Annotated in this window: 18 protein-coding genes, 1 rRNA gene and 1 riboswitch; all 19 genes read right to left on the bottom strand. The window is 41.3% G+C overall.

The features are described 5' to 3' along the window. Nucleotides 1–3: 3 nt before the first annotated feature. The 19 genes from pcrA to rrf all read right to left on the bottom strand — a co-directional run bounded on the left by pcrA (nucleotide 4) and on the right by rrf (nucleotide 20,678). Nucleotides 4–2,256: a DNA helicase PcrA gene (gene pcrA, locus QI30_RS01275; protein ID WP_126989141.1), complete on the bottom strand. Its 2,253-nt coding sequence runs from the start codon at nucleotides 2,254–2,256 to the stop codon at nucleotides 4–6. A gap of 34 nt (nucleotides 2,257–2,290) precedes the next feature. Continuing rightward, nucleotides 2,291–2,980 carry a heptaprenylglyceryl phosphate synthase gene (locus tag QI30_RS01270; RefSeq protein ID WP_126989140.1) on the bottom strand — a complete coding sequence of 230 codons (690 nt, stop codon included), beginning with the start codon at nucleotides 2,978–2,980 and terminating at the stop codon, nucleotides 2,291–2,293. Nucleotides 2,981–3,099: 119 nt separating this feature from the next. Then, complete coding sequence (locus tag QI30_RS01265) at nucleotides 3,100–3,423, bottom strand: YerC/YecD family TrpR-related protein (protein ID WP_126989139.1); 324 nt, start codon at nucleotides 3,421–3,423, stop codon at nucleotides 3,100–3,102. A 134-nt stretch (nucleotides 3,424–3,557) separates the two neighbouring features. Beyond that, nucleotides 3,558–5,291 (bottom strand): adenine deaminase C-terminal domain-containing protein, encoded by a 1,734-nt coding sequence (locus QI30_RS01260; protein ID WP_126989138.1) that lies wholly within the window; start codon nucleotides 5,289–5,291, stop codon nucleotides 3,558–3,560. A 240-nt stretch (nucleotides 5,292–5,531) separates the two neighbouring features. Continuing rightward, nucleotides 5,532–6,788 (bottom strand): phosphoribosylamine--glycine ligase, encoded by a 1,257-nt coding sequence (gene purD / locus QI30_RS01255; RefSeq protein ID WP_126989137.1) that lies wholly within the window; start codon nucleotides 6,786–6,788, stop codon nucleotides 5,532–5,534. A 96-nt stretch (nucleotides 6,789–6,884) separates the two neighbouring features. Beyond that, nucleotides 6,885–8,420, bottom strand: coding sequence for a bifunctional phosphoribosylaminoimidazolecarboxamide formyltransferase/IMP cyclohydrolase (purH, locus tag QI30_RS01250; protein ID WP_126989136.1), 1,536 nt, complete (start codon nucleotides 8,418–8,420; stop codon nucleotides 6,885–6,887). 99 nt (nucleotides 8,421–8,519) lie between these two features. Next, nucleotides 8,520–9,101: a phosphoribosylglycinamide formyltransferase gene (gene purN / locus QI30_RS01245; protein ID WP_126989135.1), complete on the bottom strand. Its 582-nt coding sequence runs from the start codon at nucleotides 9,099–9,101 to the stop codon at nucleotides 8,520–8,522. Next, the gene (gene purM / locus QI30_RS01240; RefSeq protein WP_126989134.1) at nucleotides 9,101–10,156 is read right to left on the bottom strand and encodes a phosphoribosylformylglycinamidine cyclo-ligase; all 1,056 of its coding nucleotides are present in this window, start codon (nucleotides 10,154–10,156) and stop codon (nucleotides 9,101–9,103) included. The genes purN and purM overlap by 1 nt, the downstream gene beginning before the upstream one ends. Before the next feature lie 13 nt (nucleotides 10,157–10,169). Then, a complete protein-coding gene (gene purF / locus QI30_RS01235; RefSeq protein ID WP_126989133.1) occupies nucleotides 10,170–11,594 on the bottom strand; it encodes an amidophosphoribosyltransferase in 1,425 nt (474 codons plus the stop codon). Beyond that, nucleotides 11,570–13,804, bottom strand: coding sequence for a phosphoribosylformylglycinamidine synthase subunit PurL (gene purL / locus QI30_RS01230; RefSeq protein WP_126989132.1), 2,235 nt, complete (start codon nucleotides 13,802–13,804; stop codon nucleotides 11,570–11,572). Before purL ends, purF begins: the two co-directional genes overlap by 25 nt. Next, on the bottom strand, nucleotides 13,794–14,474 hold the full coding sequence (gene purQ / locus QI30_RS01225; RefSeq protein WP_126989131.1) for a phosphoribosylformylglycinamidine synthase subunit PurQ: 681 nt from the start codon (nucleotides 14,472–14,474) through the stop codon (nucleotides 13,794–13,796). Before purQ ends, purL begins: the two co-directional genes overlap by 11 nt. Before the next feature lies 1 nt (nucleotide 14,475). After that, nucleotides 14,476–14,724: a phosphoribosylformylglycinamidine synthase subunit PurS gene (purS, locus tag QI30_RS01220; RefSeq protein WP_126989130.1), complete on the bottom strand. Its 249-nt coding sequence runs from the start codon at nucleotides 14,722–14,724 to the stop codon at nucleotides 14,476–14,478. Nucleotide 14,725: 1 nt separating this feature from the next. Then, the gene (gene purC, locus QI30_RS01215) at nucleotides 14,726–15,439 is read right to left on the bottom strand and encodes a phosphoribosylaminoimidazolesuccinocarboxamide synthase (RefSeq protein WP_126989129.1); all 714 of its coding nucleotides are present in this window, start codon (nucleotides 15,437–15,439) and stop codon (nucleotides 14,726–14,728) included. 99 nt (nucleotides 15,440–15,538) lie between these two features. After that, entirely contained in the window at nucleotides 15,539–16,837 is a 1,299-nt protein-coding gene (gene purB / locus QI30_RS01210) for an adenylosuccinate lyase (RefSeq protein WP_126989128.1), read from the bottom strand. An 18-nt stretch (nucleotides 16,838–16,855) separates the two neighbouring features. Next, the gene (gene purK / locus QI30_RS01205; protein WP_126989127.1) at nucleotides 16,856–17,980 is read right to left on the bottom strand and encodes a 5-(carboxyamino)imidazole ribonucleotide synthase; all 1,125 of its coding nucleotides are present in this window, start codon (nucleotides 17,978–17,980) and stop codon (nucleotides 16,856–16,858) included. Beyond that, a complete protein-coding gene (purE, locus tag QI30_RS01200; protein ID WP_126989126.1) occupies nucleotides 17,977–18,465 on the bottom strand; it encodes a 5-(carboxyamino)imidazole ribonucleotide mutase in 489 nt (162 codons plus the stop codon). Before purE ends, purK begins: the two co-directional genes overlap by 4 nt. A gap of 134 nt (nucleotides 18,466–18,599) precedes the next feature. Further along, nucleotides 18,600–18,698, bottom strand: a riboswitch (purine riboswitch). Nucleotides 18,699–18,780: 82 nt separating this feature from the next. Beyond that, the gene (locus tag QI30_RS01195; protein ID WP_126989125.1) at nucleotides 18,781–18,978 is read right to left on the bottom strand and encodes an NETI motif-containing protein; all 198 of its coding nucleotides are present in this window, start codon (nucleotides 18,976–18,978) and stop codon (nucleotides 18,781–18,783) included. 114 nt (nucleotides 18,979–19,092) lie between these two features. Beyond that, the gene (locus QI30_RS01190; protein ID WP_126989124.1) at nucleotides 19,093–20,298 is read right to left on the bottom strand and encodes an NAD(P)-dependent malic enzyme; all 1,206 of its coding nucleotides are present in this window, start codon (nucleotides 20,296–20,298) and stop codon (nucleotides 19,093–19,095) included. A gap of 264 nt (nucleotides 20,299–20,562) precedes the next feature. Beyond that, nucleotides 20,563–20,678: ribosomal RNA gene (gene rrf / locus QI30_RS01185) — 5S ribosomal RNA — on the bottom strand. Between the last annotated feature and the right edge of the window lie 84 nt (nucleotides 20,679–20,762).

Raw genomic sequence — 20,762 nt, 5'->3', positions numbered from 1 at the left:
TCCTTATTGCTTCGTAATTGGCGCAAATTTAGCCATCAGACGTTTGATACCTGTTGGTGCTGGGAACGCAATATCAAGTTCCATACCATCGCCCTCACCGCGAAGGGATACGACCGTACCGACACCCCATTTACCATGAGCTGCTTTGTCCCCCACTTGCCAAGCTACCTTACTACCGCCTGTATCTTTTAATGCTGATTTCGACGCTAATGCTTTCCCGCGTGTTTGGCCTGTTGACTGACGATAGCCTGACTGACGACGAGGCGCACTATATGCCCCACTTTGCGATGAACGTTTTGTCATCGTTTCTTCAATTAAATCCGAATCAATTTCATTTAAGAAACGAGAAGGTGTATTGAAACTTGAGCGACCATACAGCGTACGCATTTGCGCACAGCTTAAATAGAGCTGTTTCTCTGCACGCGTAATTCCTACATAAGCAAGACGTCGCTCTTCTTCCATTTCATCATTGTCCATTAATGAACGTGAGTGCGGGAAGATATTTTCCTCCATACCGATAATAAAGACGATTGGGAATTCAAGACCCTTTGCAGAGTGCATTGTCATTAATACAACGCCACCTGTTTTTTGCTCTTCTTCCTCTTTGCCAAGCTGGTCAATATCTGCGACAAGCGCTAAATCCGTTAGGAAGGCAATCAATGTTTTGTCATCACTGCTTTCCTCGAACGCTTTCGTTACAGATAAAAACTCTTCAATATTTTCTAATCGGCTTTCCGCTTCAATGGTTTTTTCCGCTTTTAACATTTCGCGGTAGCCTGATTTATCAAGCACTTCCTCTACAAGTTCCGTTACCGACATATAATCTTGCATTTGTGTAAAACGCTCAATCATCGCACGGAAACCTACTGCTGAATTTGTAGCACGCATTGATAACCCCATAAAATCAACTTCACGTAGTGCATCAAAAATCGAACGATCCTGCTCAAATGCAAACTGCATCATGCGCTCAAATGACGTCGCTCCAATACTACGCTTCGGTTCATTGATGATACGCGCAAGTGCTAGGTCATCATCATTATTCGCAATCAATCGTAAGTAAGCTAATAAATCTTTAATCTCTTTACGGTCATAGAACTTCGTGCCGCCAACGATTGTGTACGTCATATTTGATTTCACAAGCATTTCTTCCATTACACGTGACTGTGCATTTGTACGGTAAAGAATTGCAAAATCATCCGCGTTATAGCCATCACGCATCGCCTCTTGAATCGTTTTCACGACAAATTGTGCTTCGGCTTTTTCATCGTATGAACGATTTAATGTAATTTTTGCGCCTTCCTCATTTTCCGTACGTAATTCTTTTGGAAAACGACTTGAGTTATTTTTAATAACGCTATTGGCCGCCGCTAAAATCGTTTTGGTCGAACGATAGTTTTGCTCTAACATAATTGTTTTAGCTGTTGGATAATCTTTTTCAAACGATAAAATATTCGTAATATCCGCACCACGCCAGCGGTAAATTGATTGATCTGAATCCCCTACAACACAAATGTTTTGGAATTTAGACGCCATCATTTTTACGAGCTTGTACTGCGAGTGGTTCGTATCTTGATATTCATCAACGTGAATATACTGGAATTTATCTTGATAAAACGCTAATACTTCTGGTACTTCTTCAAATAAACGAATGGTCATCATAATTAAATCATCGAAATCAAGACTTTGGTTTTTCTCTAATCGACGTTGATAACCTTCATAGACATTGGCAACCGTTTTTTCATGTGGATTATTTTCACTTGCCGCTGCCTTATACTCACGATGCGAAATGCATTCATTTTTTGAAGAACTAATCGCATTTAATAGCATGCGCGGGTCATATTGTTTTGGGTCAATATTTTGTTCTTTTAATACATTTTTGATAACTGTTAATTGGTCTGTCGTATCTAAAATCGTGAAGTTTTTACTAAAGCCAATCCGGTCGATATCGCGACGTAAAATACGCACACACATCGAGTGGAATGTAGACACCCACATTTGCTGACCTGTACCATTACCTAGTAGACCATCAATACGTTCACGCATTTCACGTGCCGCTTTATTCGTAAAGGTAATCGCTAAAATATTCCATGGATTCACCATTTTTTCAATTACTAAATACGCAATACGATGTGTTAGCACGCGTGTTTTACCAGAACCGGCACCTGCCATAATTAGCAGGGGTCCTTCCGTTGCTTGGACTGCCTGTGCTTGTTCTTTATTCATACCGTTCAATAAATTTTTCGTTAGTTGGTCCATTTTGCACCATCCTTTACAAACATTTGTTCTTATTTTAACACATTTCCTGAACAGCTTTCACTGTTTTCAATGCGGTTTTCAAGTCATCATAAATTACATTTCCTACAACGACGATATCTGCATAACTAGCCATTGCCTTCGCCTGCTCAACCGATGTAATGCCACCGCCATAAACTAACTTCGTCTTCGTTAGCACACGACTCACTTCATAGACAAGATCCGGGTCGCCATATGTGCCGCTATATTCCATGTAGAAAATCGGCAAATGAAATAACTCCTCTGCCATTTGTGCATACGCTACAACATCTTCATCCTCTAAATCTGTCTTGGCTTCTGTTAACTTCGCCACTTTACAGTCAGGATTTAATACACAGTAGCCTTCTGCAACAATTTCATCCCAGTTCATAAACATGCCGTATTCTTTAATCGCAGCATGATGTAAATCTTTCACAAACGTCGTATTTGTACTATTTAAGACCGTTGGAATGAAATAGAAGTCATAGCCAGGTGTAATTGATTCTAAATCTGAAACCTCTAATACGACTGGCACAGAAAAACGGCGCACACGAGCTAATAAGTCGAGTACACCATCGATTGTAATGTTATCCGTACCGCCAACTAAAATAGCGTCTGTCCCTGACTCACATAGCCTCTCTAGTGCCTCGTCATCGATGTCCTTTGCAGGATCTAGCTTGAAGACATGCTTCCACTGTTGAAATTCCATCGTTCTCCACCTTTATCAATTTTCTATTCTCTTAGTATACCTTGTCTAACGTCTTACTGCGAATAGAAAAAGGCCTCATCCTACTTTTGTAAATGTGTAGGACAGGCCTTTTCTTGTGTCTATTTTCGTGTTGCTTCTGCGTAGCTTTTTTCGTCTGGATAAAGACGACCCAACATTTCATCATACGTATCATTTCCATAATCGAAGCAGCGACGTACGCGTGAAATTGTCGCAGTAGATGCGCCAGTTTCATTTTTAATCGCTTCGTATGTTTTTTTCAAACGTAGTAAATGAGCTACTTCAAAACGTTGTGATAGTGATTGAATTTCACTAATTGTGCATAAGTCATCAAAAAATTGATAGCATTCTTCAATATCTTTTAATTCTAAAATGGCTTTAAAAAGTTGTTCTGTTTGATGACCACGAATTTTCTCAATTTGCATAAGAATCCTCCTCCCACAGTCCGGGCAAGATTTTTACTATAATTCCTCTTTATTTTAGCACGTTAAAGTGTGAGAGAAAAGTAAAATTACTTTCACCTGTGAAAGTGTCGCACTTCAACGTGTGAAAGGGAAAGTTAGCGCATAACTGAAGGGAATAGTACCTGTTTTTTCATAACGTCAAAAATGCCGCGCTGTGTAATGCGAATATACGGTAAATGCGTCGCCTGTAGGAACAATAAAGTATAGATTAAATCCCCATGTTTATAGCCACGTTCTTTTACGGCATTCACGATACGTGCTTCCTCAACGATGAGGTCATCCATTGACTTATCTGACATAATACCATCGAGTTTCAGCTCCATTTTTTCAATAACTTCATTGCCTTCTACAACAACGATACCGCCTTGCATAGTACGGACTTCACGGAACGCGCGCATCATCGATGTTGTATTTTTCCCGATTAAAATAATATCGCCCGTAATTGAATAGCTTGAAGCAAAGCCATCTAAATGCGTCGCAAAACCTTTTAACATCGTATTAACACGCCATTTACCATAGCGGTCAACGAGCACAAGGAAACATTCATCATGACCTTTTTCAAGGTCCCCTTCATTCACATGTAAGTTAATGCTGTAGGGCTTCGTAATGACATCATTAACCATCTCAATTCCAAATGGCATCGAGAACTGGAAATCATCCTCGGTCAGATCAAAATCAAGCGTCAATGGCTGATGATAGTCTTTGAGTGAGAAATCATTCAGTGAACGCACCTGTTTATTATCACGCTTTAACCACTGACCCTTTGATAATACACTGACGGGCGTTGGATGGAATTCATCCTCTAACACATTGATATTTGCTAAGCGGCCCGTCGCGATAAAGCCCTGGTATTTATCAAGATTATAATAGCGTGCTGTATTGTAAGATGCCATTTGGTACGCTTCAATCGGCGGTACACCCGCTTCAAGTGCGACGCGAATACATTTGTCCATTAATCCATCTACATGGAAGTGAGGCATCGAACCATCTGTTGTTAGCATTAAGTGGTCATAAGCTGTCCATTGCTCTGCCACCATATCGCGTAAAATGTCTGGTAAGTCCGGGCGAATCGATGAATAACGTAATGTCACATCATAACCATGCAATAAACGACGCTTCACTTCATCAAATGTCATCGATTCATGGTCCCCATCAATGCCAAACAATTTCATTTTCGCTAATGTTTTTTCAGAAGCACCCGGTAAATGCCCCTCGATTTTTTTACCGTATGTGCTCGCAAGTTGTAGCCAGTAAAGTAGCTGGTCATCCCCGTCTACTAAACGCGGCCATGACGTCAGTTCTCCCGCCATTAATACATCTGGTCGCTTCCCCCATTCTTTAAGTGCATGCCCTGAGAATAAGTTATGCTCACGAATCATTTGTGTTTGGGAATCTAAGCGTACCCACCAATAAAACGTAAACGGTAATTTTTTCAATTCATCCAGCAGGTGAAATGCTGTATCATTTTTCATATTCAAATAAAACGTTAAGTTATCACAAAGCATCGTTGTCGTTCCTGTTTGCGCTGCAAAGTCTGCAAATGTGACGGCATTGTATAGCTGGAATGGATGAACATGTGGTTCGATATAGCCCGGTACAAGTGTTTTCCCTGACATCTCTACCACTTCTGTACCCTCTAGATTTTTTGGCATATCTGGACCCGCGTAAACAATGCGCTCTCCCTCAATCCAAATATTCCCCTGTACCCATTGTTTTAGTGTGCTATGTAAATAGCGTGCATTCATTAAGAGTATTGACGGCCCTTTTTTACCGTCCAATACGTCTGCCTGTTGATGTAAATCCTGTAGTTTCCAAGTTGGCTCAAGCATTTCTCCCACCTCTTTCTTTATTATTTTTGTGCATAGATTATGTTCGATTCATACTTTTTAGACATCATATGGTGTATCGTATCATATGGCCTATAAATTAAACATGCCTTCACTCATTCGTTAACAAGGTGTTCACAAAATAAGTAAGTTAATGTAAGCGTTATCATTAATAGGTATAATTATGCCATATATGCATAAAAAAAAGCTATCCCTAGTACTCGGATAGCTTAAATATTTACATTACTGAAATGTTCGCCAACCAATATCATGACGATAGAAGAAGTTCGGCCACTGTATGTCCTGAATCGCTGCATACACTTCTGCCTGTGCTTCTTTTAAACTATCTGCCTGTGCAGCCACTAAAAGAACACGTCCACCATTCCCAACAAATTGTTCGCCTTCTTGCTTCGTACCCGCATGAAATACTGGATACTTCGCTGCTAATGCTGTCAAATCTGGTAGTGCATTCCCTTTTTCCACTGTACCCGGATAACCCTCAGATGCAATAACGACACCTAGCATTGCCTTATCCGACCATTGTAAATCAAACGGTTTTTTATCAAGCAGTGCCATCATAAATTCACCAAAATCAGAGGCCATACGCGGTAGCACAACCTGTGTTTCAGGATCACCAAAGCGTGCGTTAAACTCGATTACTTTTGGTCCGTCCTCTGTTAAAATTAAGCCCGCATATAAAATACCGGTAAAGGATTTTCCTTCTTGTTCCATTGCCGCAACAGTCGGTACGACAATTTCATCATACGCACGTTTTACGACTTCATCAGAGATTTGAGGTACGGGTGAATAAGCCCCCATACCGCCTGTATTTGGCCCTTTATCGCCGTCATACGCACGTTTATGATCCTGCGCAATCACCATCGGATAAATCTGTCCATCATGTACAAAGGACATATATGAGAATTCTTCACCGTCTAAAAATTCTTCGATTACGACACGTGATGAAGATTCACCAAAGCGTTGATTGCCAATCATATCACGTACCGCTTCAATAGCTTCACGTTCTGTCATCGCTACAATAACGCCCTTACCAGCCGCAAGACCATCCGCTTTTACGACGATTGGCGCGCCCTGTTTTTGAATATATAACGCTGCTTCCTCTGCATCCGTAAATGTCGCATAAGCGGCTGTTGGGATATCGTATTTTTCCATTAATTCCTTTGCAAAGGATTTAGAGCCCTCGATTTGTGCGGCTGCCTGTGTTGGACCAAAAATACGTAAGTCCTCTGCTGTAAATGCGTCCACAATTCCTTCTGCAAGTGGTTGTTCTGGACCAACAAATGTTAGCGCCACATCATTTGCCTTCACAAACTCAATCAATGCTTTGAAATCATTTTGTGCAATACCAACAACTGTTGCATCATTTTTCATTCCATCATTCCCTGGTGCTACAAATACTTCCTCAACTGATGGTGAATCATTAAATTGTTTTGCAATGGCATGCTCGCGGCCACCGCTTCCGATTACAAGAACTTTCACGTGTCATTTCCTCCTTTGATTTAAAAAAGAGGCCGGAACACCTTCCTTAGATTAGTAAGTGTATCCTAGCCTCTCAGTTGTGTCATACCGTAAATTCTAGTGTTTAAAGTGACGTACGCCAGTCGTTACCATTGTGATACCTGCGGCGTTTGCTACGTCGATTGAATCTTGATCACGTTTTGAACCACCTGGGTGGATAATCGCTGTAATGCCTGCTTTAATCGCTTCTTCTACTGTGTCAGGCATTGGGAAGAATGCATCCGATGCTAATGCAGCACCTTTTGCTTTTTCGCCTGCTTGCTCTAAAGCAATTTTCGCAGAGCCTACGCGGTTCATTTGACCAGCACCTACACCTAATGTCATTTTATCGTCAGTTACAACGATTGCATTTGATTTCACATGCTTCACAACAGACCAGCCCAGTTTTAGTGCTGCCCATTCTGCTTCTGTTGGTTCGCGGTCTGTCACTACTTGAATATCTGCTTCGTCAAAGCCGTTACGGTCTGGCTCTTGTACTAGTAAGCCACCTTCAACAGATACTGTGTTGAATTTGTCTTTTGTATTTTGGTCGAATGAAATAGTTAGTAAGCGAATGTTTTTCTTCACTGTTAGCTTTTCAATCGCTTCTTGTGAGAATGAAGGGGCAATGATAATTTCTAAGAAAATACCCGCAAGTTTTTCAGCTGTTTGTGCATCCACTTCACGGTTAAGCGCGACAATACCACCGAAGATTGATGTTGAATCTGCTTCGTATGCTTCGTTGAATGCTTCCGCAATTGTTTCACCTACACCTACGCCACACGGGTTCATATGTTTCACAGCAACTGCTGCTGGTTGTGTAAATTCTTTTACAATTTGAAGTGCTGCATTGGCATCTTGAATATTGTTATAAGAAAGTTCTTTACCATGCAATTGCTCCGCATATGCTACTGAGAAATCAGAAGCTAGACGTTTTTGATAGAATGCCGCTTTTTGGTGAGGATTTTCACCGTAGCGTAATGTTTGTTTTAATTCGTATGTTAGTGTTAATTGATCTGGGAACTCTTCGCCTACGTAGTCTGTTAGGTAGTTTGAGATGTATGAATCGTAAGCCGCTGTGTGACGGAATACTTTTGCAGCTAAACGACGGCGTGTTTCAAGTGTTGTTTGACCGTCTGCTTTTAATTCCGCTAATACTGCCGGATAATCTGTTGCATCAACGATTACAGACACATATTTTTGGTTTTTCGCTGCTGAGCGTAGCATTGTAGGACCACCGATATCGATATTTTCGATTGCATCAGCAAATTCTACGTTTGGTTTTGAAATCGTTTCAACGAATGGATAAAGATTTACACAAACGATTTCGATTGGCGCGATGCCATGTTCGTCCATTTGTGCTTGGTGTTCTGGGTCATCAAATTTTGCAAGAAGACCGCCATGGATTAATGGGTTCAGTGTTTTTACACGACCGCCAAGAATTTCTGGGAAGTTTGTTACTTCGTCGACAGCCGTTACTGCTACACCATTTTCTTGTAAATGTTTTTTTGTACCACCAGTTGATAAAATTTCATAGCCTAATGTTTCTAATTCCTTCGCAAATTCTAAAATGCCTGTTTTATCAGAAACACTGATTAATGCTCTTTTCGTCACAATAAGTTCCTCCTTAGATTATGTACAGCAATTTAGCATCATAAAGTGCCTGTACGCACAAACACTTTACTCTACTAATATAATAAATTTTTGATAATTCTATCTTACACGATTTTCACTAGAATTGAACAAATATTTTAACACTTCTGGATATAATTGATGCTCAATCGCATGAATCGCCGCTTCCGTTTCCTCGCGGTTGCCTTCTACTACATCAACGGCACGCTGCATAATGATGCGTCCTGTATCCATTCCTGCATCTACATAGTGCACGGTCACACCAGTGATTTTGACACCATGTGCTAGCGCCTGCCCGATCGCATCTTTCCCTGGGAATGAAGGAAGAAGTGATGGATGAATATTAATAATATGATTAGGATAGGCTTCAAGTAATGTAGCGCCAATCAGACGCATATAGCCAGCTAGCACTAAAAACTCCACTTCATTTTTACGAAGCTCGGCTAAAATCGCCTGCTCATACGCTTCCTTTGAGTCATATGCTTTTGGACTAAGTGCTAATACAGGGATATTTTTCGCTGCTGCTCGCTCTGTCACGTAGGCACCTGGCTTATCTGTCACAACGACCTTAATCGTCGCATCGATGTCACCACGCTCAATCCCCTCTTGAATCGCCTGAAAGTTTGAGCCGCTACCTGATGCAAAAACTGCGATGCTCTTCATTACGCAAGACTCCCATCATGCTCGCCTTTGAAGACAACGCCTTCGCCTGCAACCACTTGACCGATTTTGTATGCTTTTTCGCCATGACGCGCTGCTACAGCAATTACTTTTTCAACGTCCGCTGCAGGAACTGCTAACACATAGCCAATCCCCATATTAAATACGTTGAACAAATCTTTTTGTTTTAGCTCGCCTTGCTCCGCTAAGAAATCAAAAATCGGTAACACAGGCCATGAACCAAGCTCTACTTCTGTCGCAAGACCTTCTGGCATCATACGTGGAAGATTTTCATAGAAGCCGCCACCTGTTACGTGTGCCATACCATGCACATCCGCCTCTTTTAACATATCAAGAACCGGTTTCGCGTAAATTTTCGTTGGTGTTAATAATGCTTCACCAATTGGACCAAGATCTTCGTAGCCTTCTACGATTTGCTCCGGTGTATAGCCTTTATCCGCAAAAACAATTTTACGCACTAATGAATAACCGTTTGAATGAACACCGCTTGATGCAAGCCCAACTAAGACATCACCTTCAGCAATACGCTCACCTGTTACAATATCCTTCTTCTCACAAGCACCTACTGCAAAACCAGCTAAATCATACTCATCCTCATCGTATAGACCTGGCATCTCAGCCGTTTCACCACCGATTAATGCAGCACCCGATTGTACACAACCATCGGCTACACCTTTAACGATTTGTTCGATTTTTGCAGGAACTGCCTTACCTACCGCTACATAGTCTAAGAAATAAAGAGGCTCTGCACCTTGTGCAACGATGTCATTGACGCACATCGCCACAGCGTCTACACCAATTGTGTCATGTTTATCGACCATAAATGCGAGCTTTAATTTCGTACCAACACCGTCAGTACCTGAAATTAAGACAGGTTCTTTTAAGTTTAACGAAGATAAATCAAACATACCTCCGAATCCCCCAAATATTCCCATAATGCCTTTACGTTCTGTGCGGGCTACATGTGATTTCATACGTTGTACTGCTTCATAACCAGCTTCGATATTTACGCCAGCTTGTTCATATGCTTTTGACACAATAAGTTCCTCCTTAGTTTTGTAACTCTTTTTCGTGTGGTAGTACGGTATCTGCAAAGATTTGTGTTGGATATTCACCTGTGAAGCAAGCAAGACATAGGCCACGATTTTGTTCATCAAATGGACGCTCTGTCGCTTCAATCATGCCCTCAGGAGATAAAAATGTTAAGGAATCCGCACCAATTGTGTCGCGAATTTCTTCAACTGTTTTTGTCGAAGCAATTAATTCCTCACTTGATGAAGTGTCAATGCCGTAGTAGCAAGGATTCGACATCGGCGGTGAACTGATCACAACATGTACTTCTGCTGCGCCGGCTTCTTTTAACATCGTTACAATACGACGAGACGTTGTGCCACGTACGATGGAGTCATCGACCATGACGACACGTTTGCCTTTAACAACTTGCACAACGGGTGATAGTTTCATTTTTACACCGCGTTCGCGTAGCTCCTGTGTTGGTTGAATAAATGTACGACCAACATAGCGGTTTTTAATTAAACCTAGCTCATATGGCAGACCACTTTCTTCAGCAAAACCAATCGCTGCGGAAATACTTGAGTCCGGAACACCTGTTACAACATCCGCTTCGATATGTGCACATTCACGTGCTAATTGACGCCCCATACGTTTACGCGCCATATGCACGTTAATGCCATCAATATCTGAGTCCGGACGTGCTAAGTAGACATATTCCATCGCACACATCGCACGATTCGTTTCGACTGCAAAGCGCTCCGACTTAATACCGTCATCATTAATGACTAATAATTCACCCGGCTCGACATCACGCACATACGATGCACCGATTAAATCAAAGGCGCATGTTTCAGATGCGACAACATAGCCTTCACCTAGCTTGCCTAATGCTAGTGGACGTAAGCCTTGCGGGTCACGTGCCACAATCATTTCGTCCTTTGTCATCACTAAAAATGAATAGGCACCGATTAATAAATTCAATGCACTTTTCACTTTTTCTTTAAATGGTAGTAATGTTGAGCGCTTAATTAAATGCGCGACAACTTCTGTATCCGAACTAGAATGGAAAATGCTTCCTTGACGCTCAAGATGCTTTTTTAAACGATTCGCGTTTACTAAGTTCCCGTTATGAGCAATCGACAAGCTACCTGTCGAAGAGTGGAATAATAACGGTTGAACATTTTCGATACCATTGCCACCAGCTGTCGCATAGCGAACATGTGCAATGGCAGCAGTACCTTCAACAGCGCGTAATTTTTCTTCGTCAAAAACATCGTTAACTAACCCTTCACCCTTTACAGCACGTAAGCGTTCACGGTCTGATACGACAATACCAGCGCCCTCTTGCCCACGATGTTGTAAAGCATGGAGCCCATAATAACTTAATTGTGCCGGATCTGGATTATTCCAAATACCAAACACACCACATTCTTCGTTTAAGCCTCTGAGTTCAGCAAGCATGTGATAGCTCCTCTCCAAGCGTCATGGAATTCTGCTACGGCGCCCTCTACATAAGTTGTTCCATCTGTTCCTTTAATCACAAGATCAGCATTTGGCGTAATGATCCCCACTTTATTTGCAGCAGGAACGATTTCTTCAAATCGTGCTGCTTTTTCTTGTGCAACTGTTACAACAAAGCGTGATTGTGATTCAGCGAATAAAGCAGTCGTTGCAGAGCCTGTAAGTTCTACTTCTGCACCAAGTTGTGTACCGAATACTGTTTCAGCAAACGCTACTGCTAAACCGCCCTCTGCTACATCATGTGCAGATTGAACAACGCCCGCTTTGATTGCTTGTAATAATGATTGTTGATGTGCATGTTCTACATCTAAATCAATCGCAGGTGCTAAGCCAAATACTTTACCATCATTTGTTAATTTTTGAAGCTCTGAGCCACCGAATTCCGTTGCTGTTTCACCGATAACGTATACAACATCGCCCGCTTGCTTCGCTTCTTGTGTTGTTACATGTGCAAGGTCCTCTACTAAACCAACCATACCAATTGTTGGTGTTGGGTAGATTGCTTCTGAACTACGTTCGTTGTAAAGAGATACATTCCCACCGATAACTGGTGCGTTTAATGCGCGACAAGCATCTGAGATCCCGTCTGCTGATTTTTCGATTTGCCAGAAGATTTCAGGCTTCTCTGGATTACCGAAGTTTAAGCAGTCTGTAATAGCAAGTGGCTGACCACCTGATGCGATAATATTACGTGCTGCTTCTGCTACAGCGATTTTACCGCCCACTTCAGGGTCTAAATAAATATAGCGAGAGTTACAGTCTGTTGTCATCGCTAATCCTTTATTTGTACCACGTACACGAATAACGGCTGCATCACTACCAGGAGCCACAACAGTTGATGTACGTACTTGATGATCATATTGACCATAAACCCACTCTTTTGAAGCGATTGTTGGTTGTTGTAATAATGCTAGTAATGTTTCTTTATAATCTGCTACTTGAGGTTCCTCATTTTTCATTTGTTGGAATTCCTCGTAGTAAGCTGGAACAGCTGATGGTTTGTGGTAAACAGGTGCATCCTCTGCTAATGCATCAACTGGAACATCTGCTACAACCTCACCATGATGTAATAAGCGGAATTGTTTATCATCTGTTACGACACCAACAGATACTGCATCAAGACCGTATTTTGCGAATAGATCAACGATTGGTTGCTCTTCACCCTTTTTCACGACAACAAGCATACGCTCTTGCGATTCTGATAGCATCATTTCATATGCTGTCATACCTGTTTCACGTTGAGGCACTAAGTCTAAATTCATTTCGATACCAGAGCCGGCTTTTGATGCCATTTCTGATGCAGATGATGTTAGACCAGCGGCACCCATATCTTGAATCCCAACTAAGCTATCAAACTTAACTAATTCAAGACAAGCTTCTAATAGCAGTTTTTCCATGAATGGGTCACCCACTTGAACAGCTGGGCGATTTTCGTCTGATGTTTCTGTTAGTTCTTCCGATGCAAATGTCGCACCGTGGATACCGTCACGACCTGTTTTAGCACCTACGTACATTACCGTATTGCCAACACCCGCTGCGATACCTTTTTGAATATCATCATGGTCGATTAAGCCGACACACATCGCATTAACTAATGGATTTCCTTCGTAGCAAGGGTCGAATTGAATTTCGCCACCTACTGTTGGAATCCCGATACAGTTCCCATAGCCTGCGATACCAGCAACGACCTCTTCAAATAAATATTTCACACGTTTGGATGCGTCTAGTTCACCAAAGCGTAATGAGTTTAACATCGCAACAGGGCGTGCACCCATTGAGAATACGTCACGGATAATACCGCCGACGCCTGTTGCAGCACCTTGGTAAGGCTCGATTGCTGATGGGTGATTATGCGATTCCATTTTGAATACAACCGCTTGGTTATCACCGATATCAACGATTCCGGCACCTTCACCAGGACCTTGTAATACTTGTGGACCTTCCGTTGGGAATTTACGAAGAACCGGCTTAGAGTTTTTGTAAGAGCAGTGTTCTGACCACATTACTGAAAACAGACCAAGTTCTGTCCAGTTTGGTAAGCGTCCTAAAATCTCTTCAACAAGGGCAAACTCGCTGTCGCTCATACCTAAATCTGCATACATTTGTTGTTCTTTGATTTGCTCCGCTGTTGGCTCAAGCTTAGTTGACATTTGATTCCCTCCACTGTTTTACAATTGATTTGAATAAATTAAGACCATCTGCACCGCCGATAAGCTCGTCTACTGCGCGCTCTGGGTGAGGCATCATACCAAGCACATTGCCGCGTTCGTTGACGATACCTGCGATGTTTTCTAAACTACCATTTGGGTTTTCACCATTATACGTGAAGACAATTTGATTATTGTCTTGTAATTGTTTTAATGTGGCGTCGTCACAGTAGTAATTTCCTTCACCGTGAGCGATTGGAATAGAGATAACTTCATCGCTATTATAACCATTTGTAAATAATGTATGGTTATTTTCTACTTTGAGTTCCACTGTTTTGCAGATGAATTTCAAGTCGCGGTTACGTAGAAGTGCACCTGGTAAAAGACCCGCTTCCGTTAAGATTTGGAATCCGTTACAAACGCCTAGTACTGGCTTACCAGCTTCAGCGGCTTTTTTTACTTCTTTCATAACATTTGATTGGTTCGCCATTGCGCCGCAGCGTAAGTAGTCACCGTAAGAGAAACCACCTGGTACTAAAATGCCATCATATGCGCTTAAATCTGTTTCGTCATGCCAAACATATTCTGCTTCTTCGCCAAGTTCGTCCTTGATTGCGTGATACATGTCTAAATCACAGTTCGACCCAGGGAATACGAGTACTGCGAATTTCATGTTAGTTAGCCTCCTCGACTTCGTAACGGTAGTCTTCGATGACTGTATTCGTTAGTAATTTTTCACACATTTCTTTGACTGCAGTATCAACATCGCGTTCTACGTCAGCAAGCTGTAATTCTAAGAATTTACCGATGCGTACATCTTGTACTTCATCGTACCCCATGTTGTGTAGTGAGCCCATTACTGCTGAGCCTTGTGGATCTAAAACACTTTCGCGTAATGTTACGTATACTTTGACCTTTTTCATGTTAAGCTTGTCCTCCTAGACGAGAAAGAATAATTTTATAAACCTCTGTTAAGTCACCTAAACCACGGCGGAATACATCTTTATCTAAATGCTGATTCGTTTCCGTATCCCAAAGACGGCAAGTGTCAGGTGAAATTTCATCTGCTAATAATACGTTACCTTGTGCATCACGACCAAACTCTAATTTGAAGTCGACTAATGTTACGCCGATTTCCTTGAAGAATGGGGCCATGACATCATTCACTTGTTGTGCTTTTTCATATAAGGCTTGAACTTCTTCTTCTGATGCGATGCCTAAAATATCAATATGCTCGTTGTTGATGATTGGGTCACCTAAATCATCATCTTTGTAGTAGTATTCGACAATGGTGCGAGGAAGGACGGTACCCTCTTCGATGCCTAAACGTTTTGACAGGCTACCCGCTACAATGTTACGGACTACAACTTCAATTGGAATAATGTCGACTTTTTTAACTAATTGATCATTATCGTTTAGTTTCTCGATAAAGTGAGACTCAATGCCAGCTGCTTTTAATTTGTCGAAAATCAATGATGTAATGCTATTGTTTAGTACGCCCTTACCAGCAATTTCGGCTTTCTTTTCACCGTTAAATGCTGTTGCGCTATCTTTGTACTCAACGTATAAAACGTCTTCTGTATCTGTTGCATATAATCGTTTTGCTTTACCTTCGTATAAAAGTTGACCTTTTTCCACTTTGAATTCCCCCGTAGGATAATAATTTATTGAATAATCAAAATTTTGAAAATAGAATGTCAGCGCACTCACTGTGTGCTGACATTATTAAAGCAAGTATTAATCGTTAAGACCAAGACGATCGAAAATCATATCCACATTTTTTAGGTGGTAATTATAATCGAAGCAATCGTCAATTTCTTCTGCAGAAAGTAGAGAAGAGATTTTTTCGTTTTCTTCTACTAATGGACGGAACTGAATTTGCTCATCCCAAGAACGTGCAGTAAGCGGTTGTACTGTATCGTAAGCTTCTTCACGAGAAAGACCTTTTTCGATAAGTGCTAATAATACACGTTGAGAGTAGATTAGACCGAATGTACGTGTCATATTGCGTTTCATATTTTCTGGGAACACAGTTAAGTTTTTCACGATGTTACCGAAACGGTTTAACATGTAGTTGATTGCAATTGTTGTATCTGGAATGATTACGCGCTCTGCTGAAGAGTGAGAGATATCGCGCTCATGCCATAATGGAACATTTTCGTAAGCAGTAAGCATGTGACCGCGTACTAGGCGAGCCATCCCTACCATGTTTTCAGAACCGATTGGGTTACGTTTATGAGGCATTGCTGAAGAGCCTTTTTGACCTTTAGCGAAGCCTTCTTCTACTTCACGAGTTTCTGATTTTTGTAAACCACGAACCTCCGTAGCGAATTTTTCAATTGATGTTGCGATTAATGCTAACACTGAGAAGTATTCAGCATGACGATCACGTTGAAGTGTTTGTGTAGAAATTGGCGCTGCTGTTAGGCCTAATTTTTCACATACGAATTTTTCAACGAACGGATCGATATTTGCGTATGTACCTACCGCACCTGAAATTTTACCAGCTTCGATTGTTTTAGCAGCCGCTTCAAAGCGCGCTTGGTTACGAAGCATTTCTTCATGCCATAAAGCTAGTTTTAAACCGAAAGTTGTTGGCTCTGCATGAACACCGTGTGTACGGCCCATACAAACAGTCATCTTATGCTCTTTTGCTTTAGCAGCAATGATGTCGATGAAGTTTTGGATGTCTTTACGGATAATTTCATTTGCTTGTTTAATTTGATAAGAAAGAGCTGTATCAACTACGTCTGTAGAAGTTAAGCCGTAGTGTACCCATTTACGTTCGTCGCCTAATGTTTCAGAAACGGCACGAGTGAATGCTACAACGTCATGACGTGTTTCTTTTTCGATTTCTAAAATACGTTCGATATCGAATGAAGCATTCTCACGTAATTTTTGAACGTCTTCTTTAGGAATAACGCCTAGCTCTGACCATGCTTCACAAGCTAAGATTTCAACTTCAAGCCATGCTTGATAACGGTTTTGTTCTGTCCAAATGGCGCCCATTTCAGGACGAGTATAACGTGCGATCATTGTATAATGTTCTCCCTTTTATTCTGCCCAAATAGCAGATTGATTAATTTCCTCTAAGGTATGATTAATATCATCCGTCATTATTGTAACATGTCCCATTTTACGATTGTTCTTTGCTTCTGATTTTCCGTATAAATGAATCGACCAATCAGGATACTTCCCAATCGAATTAATCACCGGTACGACATGTTGACCTAACACATTGACCATAATCGATGGTGCATGTAACTTCGGCTTACGAAGTGGCCAGCCACATACCGCGCGAATATGTTGATGGAACTGTGAAATGTTGCAAGCTTCAATTGAATAATGCCCTGAGTTATGAGGACGTGGCGCTAATTCGTTAATGACAATCGAGCCATCTTCTAGCACGAACATTTCAACTGCTAGTGTACCGATTAAGTTCAGTGCATCCGCAATTTTAATGGCTTCCTCTTCTGCTTGCTGAAGTGTTTTTGCCTCAACACGCGCCGGTACAATCGTTTCGTGTAAGATGTGATTGACATGTATATTTTCACCCATTGGTAAGCAATACGTTTCGCCTTGCGGATTACGCTGTACGATAACAGATACTTCCATTACAAACGGTACGAAAGCTTCAGCAACACAGGCAGAGTGTTCAAATAATACTTCTGCTCCAACAAGATCTGCTGCTGATTTCAATGTTTGCTGCCCTTTACCATCATAGCCACCACGCGCTGTTTTCACTACACATGGATACCCAACTTCTTGGACTTTCGCTAAAAGTTCTTGGTAATCATTAGCGACAATATACGGTGCGACAGGACTGCCTGCTTCCGTAATTGCAGCCTTCTCTAAAATACGATCTTGTGTCGTGCGTACAAGCTCTGCACCTTGTGGAACATAAGCAATTTCAGTTAAACGTTTTAATCCTTCGTAATCGATGTTTTCAAATTCGTATGTGATCACATCACTTACTTCTGCTAATTCTTCAAGTGCCGCCTCATCATCATATGGTGCGACGATGCGGATGTCTGCGACTTGGCCACATGGAGAATCCATTGAAGGTTCAAGTACAGCAATTTTAAATCCTGCTTCCTTTGCAGCTAATGCCATCATACGACCTAGCTGACCTCCACCGATAATGCCGATTGTTTGTCCTGGATAGATTGTTGCCGTCACTGTAGGTCACCTGTACTTTCCATTGCTTTTGCTTTCATTTCTAAACGACGTGCTTCAAGTTTTTCTGTGATGTCTTTGTCTGTCGTTGATAAAATTTGTGCTGCTAGCAAGCCGGCATTTGTCGCTCCAGCTTTCCCAATTGCTACTGTTGCTACCGGTACACCACCAGGCATTTGAACAATTGAAAGTAATGAATCTAAACCGTTTAATGCGCGAGATTGAACCGGTACACCAATGACCGGTAATGTTGTTTTCGCAGCAACCATACCTGGTAAATGCGCTGCACCACCTGCACCTGCAATGATTACTTCGATACCACGTTCGCGTGCTCTCTCAGCATACTCAAACATTAAATCAGGAGTACGATGTGCGGATACTACTCGTTTTTCATAAGGAATTGCTAGCTCATCAAGAATGTCACACGCATGCTTCATTGTTTCCCAATCACTAGAACTTCCCATAATGACACCAATTTTCGGATTCATGTTATATACGCTCCTTTAGACAAATAAAAAATCCCCAAATAACGTCAGCTCTACACACATATGTGGAAAAGCTAGTTACTCAAGGATCAACGAAAGCGACAAGTCCCCCTCTGTGAACTCGAGCGCAATATTCCTAAGTGCTTGCTTTCCCGCATAGTCCAACATTTACGGTGTCGGGTAGAGACACTAGAGCCAATCCTCTAGCATATATGTGGGATATATTGTTTTCATTGCCATTCTAACAACGCTACGTAAAGAAGTCAATAAAAAACGAACAATTAAATTTTAAAAAATTCAATCGTTCGTATTTTTTATCTATTTTTCGTCACTTTCAATCAAAATACCTTTGAATTTAATCAATTGGCGAACTGGTACTGGATTCCCGTCAATCATTTCAAATAACGGTTCCTCTTTTCGTCCTGCAGGCATATAGCCATCTTTCTGCATTCTATCCAAACATTCGCTAATTGTTTCATTTTCTTCTACTTCATACCATACGGTTTTCTTTGCCAAGCTTGTACACTTCCTTATAACTCTTTGCCATTACCTTACCTTTTATTGTACCGAAAAACAACTAAAAGAGCGTCAGTTTCACATAACTGACGCTCTTTTTGCGAAAACCATTTATTATTTTGTAAATACCGGAATTTTCGTCTTGGCAATGCCTGTTTCATACGCACAATGGCGAACAGCATGTGCTACAGCTTCCGTTACATCGATTTCAAAAACATTTGGAACAACAGTGCCTTCTACTAACTGGTCACTCGTTACAAGATTTGCAATGGCTTCAATTGTTGCAAGTTTCATTTCTTCTGTAATAGCGGTTGCATGCACATCCAATGCCCCTCGGAAAATACCTGGGAATGCAAGCATATTATTAATCTGATTCGGATAATCAGAACGTCCTGTCGCAATCACTTTCGCTCCCCAAGCAAGCGCATTTTCATAGGTCACCTCTGGATCTGGATTTGCCAGAGCAAAGATAATTGGATCCACATTCATCGTCGAAATCATTTTCTCTGTTAACACATTTGGGGCTGAAACACCGATAAAGATATCTGTATTCACAACTGCCTCTTCTAATGATCCTGTTAGATTCGCTGTATTACTCCAAAGCGCCACATATTCCTTCTCTGAATTCATGCCCTCTTTGCGCCCTTCATAAATAATGCCTTTTGAGTCACAAACAACGATATTCGATCCTTGATAACCAAGAGATAATAAAATCTTTAAAATTGCGACACCCGCTGCACCAGCACCGTTAATTACAACACGAACTTGTTCTTTTTGCTTTCCTACAATTTTCAGAGCATTAATCAGTCCTGCCCCTACAACGATTGCCGTCCCATGTTGGTCATCATGGAATACTGGAATTCCTAAATCCTGTAGACGTGCTTCAATTTCAAAGCAACGCGGAGCTGAAATATCCTCTAGATTAATCGCACCAAACGTTGGTGCCAATGCACGTACGATTTGTACAATTTCATCCGTATCCTTTGTATCTAAACAAATTGGTACGGCATTAATTCCTGCAAACTGCTTTAAAAGAAGCGCCTTTCCTTCCATCACCGGCATCGCAGCTTCGGGGCCAATATCTCCTAATCCTAATACCGCTGTACCATCGGATACAACACCCACAAGATTACCTTTCATTGTATACGTGTAGGCCTTCGTTACATTCTGTTGAATTTCTAAACATGGTGCTGCTACGCCAGGTGAATAAACTAAACTCAGCTCTTCAATACCTTTTACGGGAATACTTGCCTCAACTGACAACTTCCCTTTGTATTGCTCATGCAATGCTAATGCTTCTCTCTTCAACGCTTCCTTCATGCTCATCCCTCATTCCAATTTTTCGTTTTCTGTTGATAGCTCAATATATTACGAGAGGATGTTTTTACTGTCAATAGCAACTTTTAGAATTTTCAGATAAATTACACTCATGTGAAAAAACGCACAAACTGGATATATAATAGAAGAAAGTCAAAATTTTCTAAAAATAAATGTTTCTAAATCTTTTTTAGAAAAAAATTTTTAGTACACTTAAAAATATTTTAAACACAAAAAAAGCACTGACTTCTGTCAGTACTTCGGTGTGCCTAGCAACGTCCTACTCTCGCAGGGGGAAACCCCCAACTACCATCGGCGCTAAAGAGCTTAACTTCTGTGTTCGGCATGGGAACAGGTGTGACCTCTTTGCCATCATTACTAGACTTTCGTACAAGGATGTACGTACTTACGCGTTACAACACGGATGTTGTGAACTTAGCGTAAGTTCATTGAAAGATTGTTCTTTC

The sequence above is a fragment of the Candidatus Kurthia intestinigallinarum genome (assembly GCF_003991225.1).
Lineage (GTDB): Bacteria > Bacillota > Bacilli > Bacillales_A > Planococcaceae > Kurthia > Kurthia populi.
Note: the sequence above shows the minus strand (reverse complement) of the source record. Positions and strands in the feature narration are given on the sequence as shown.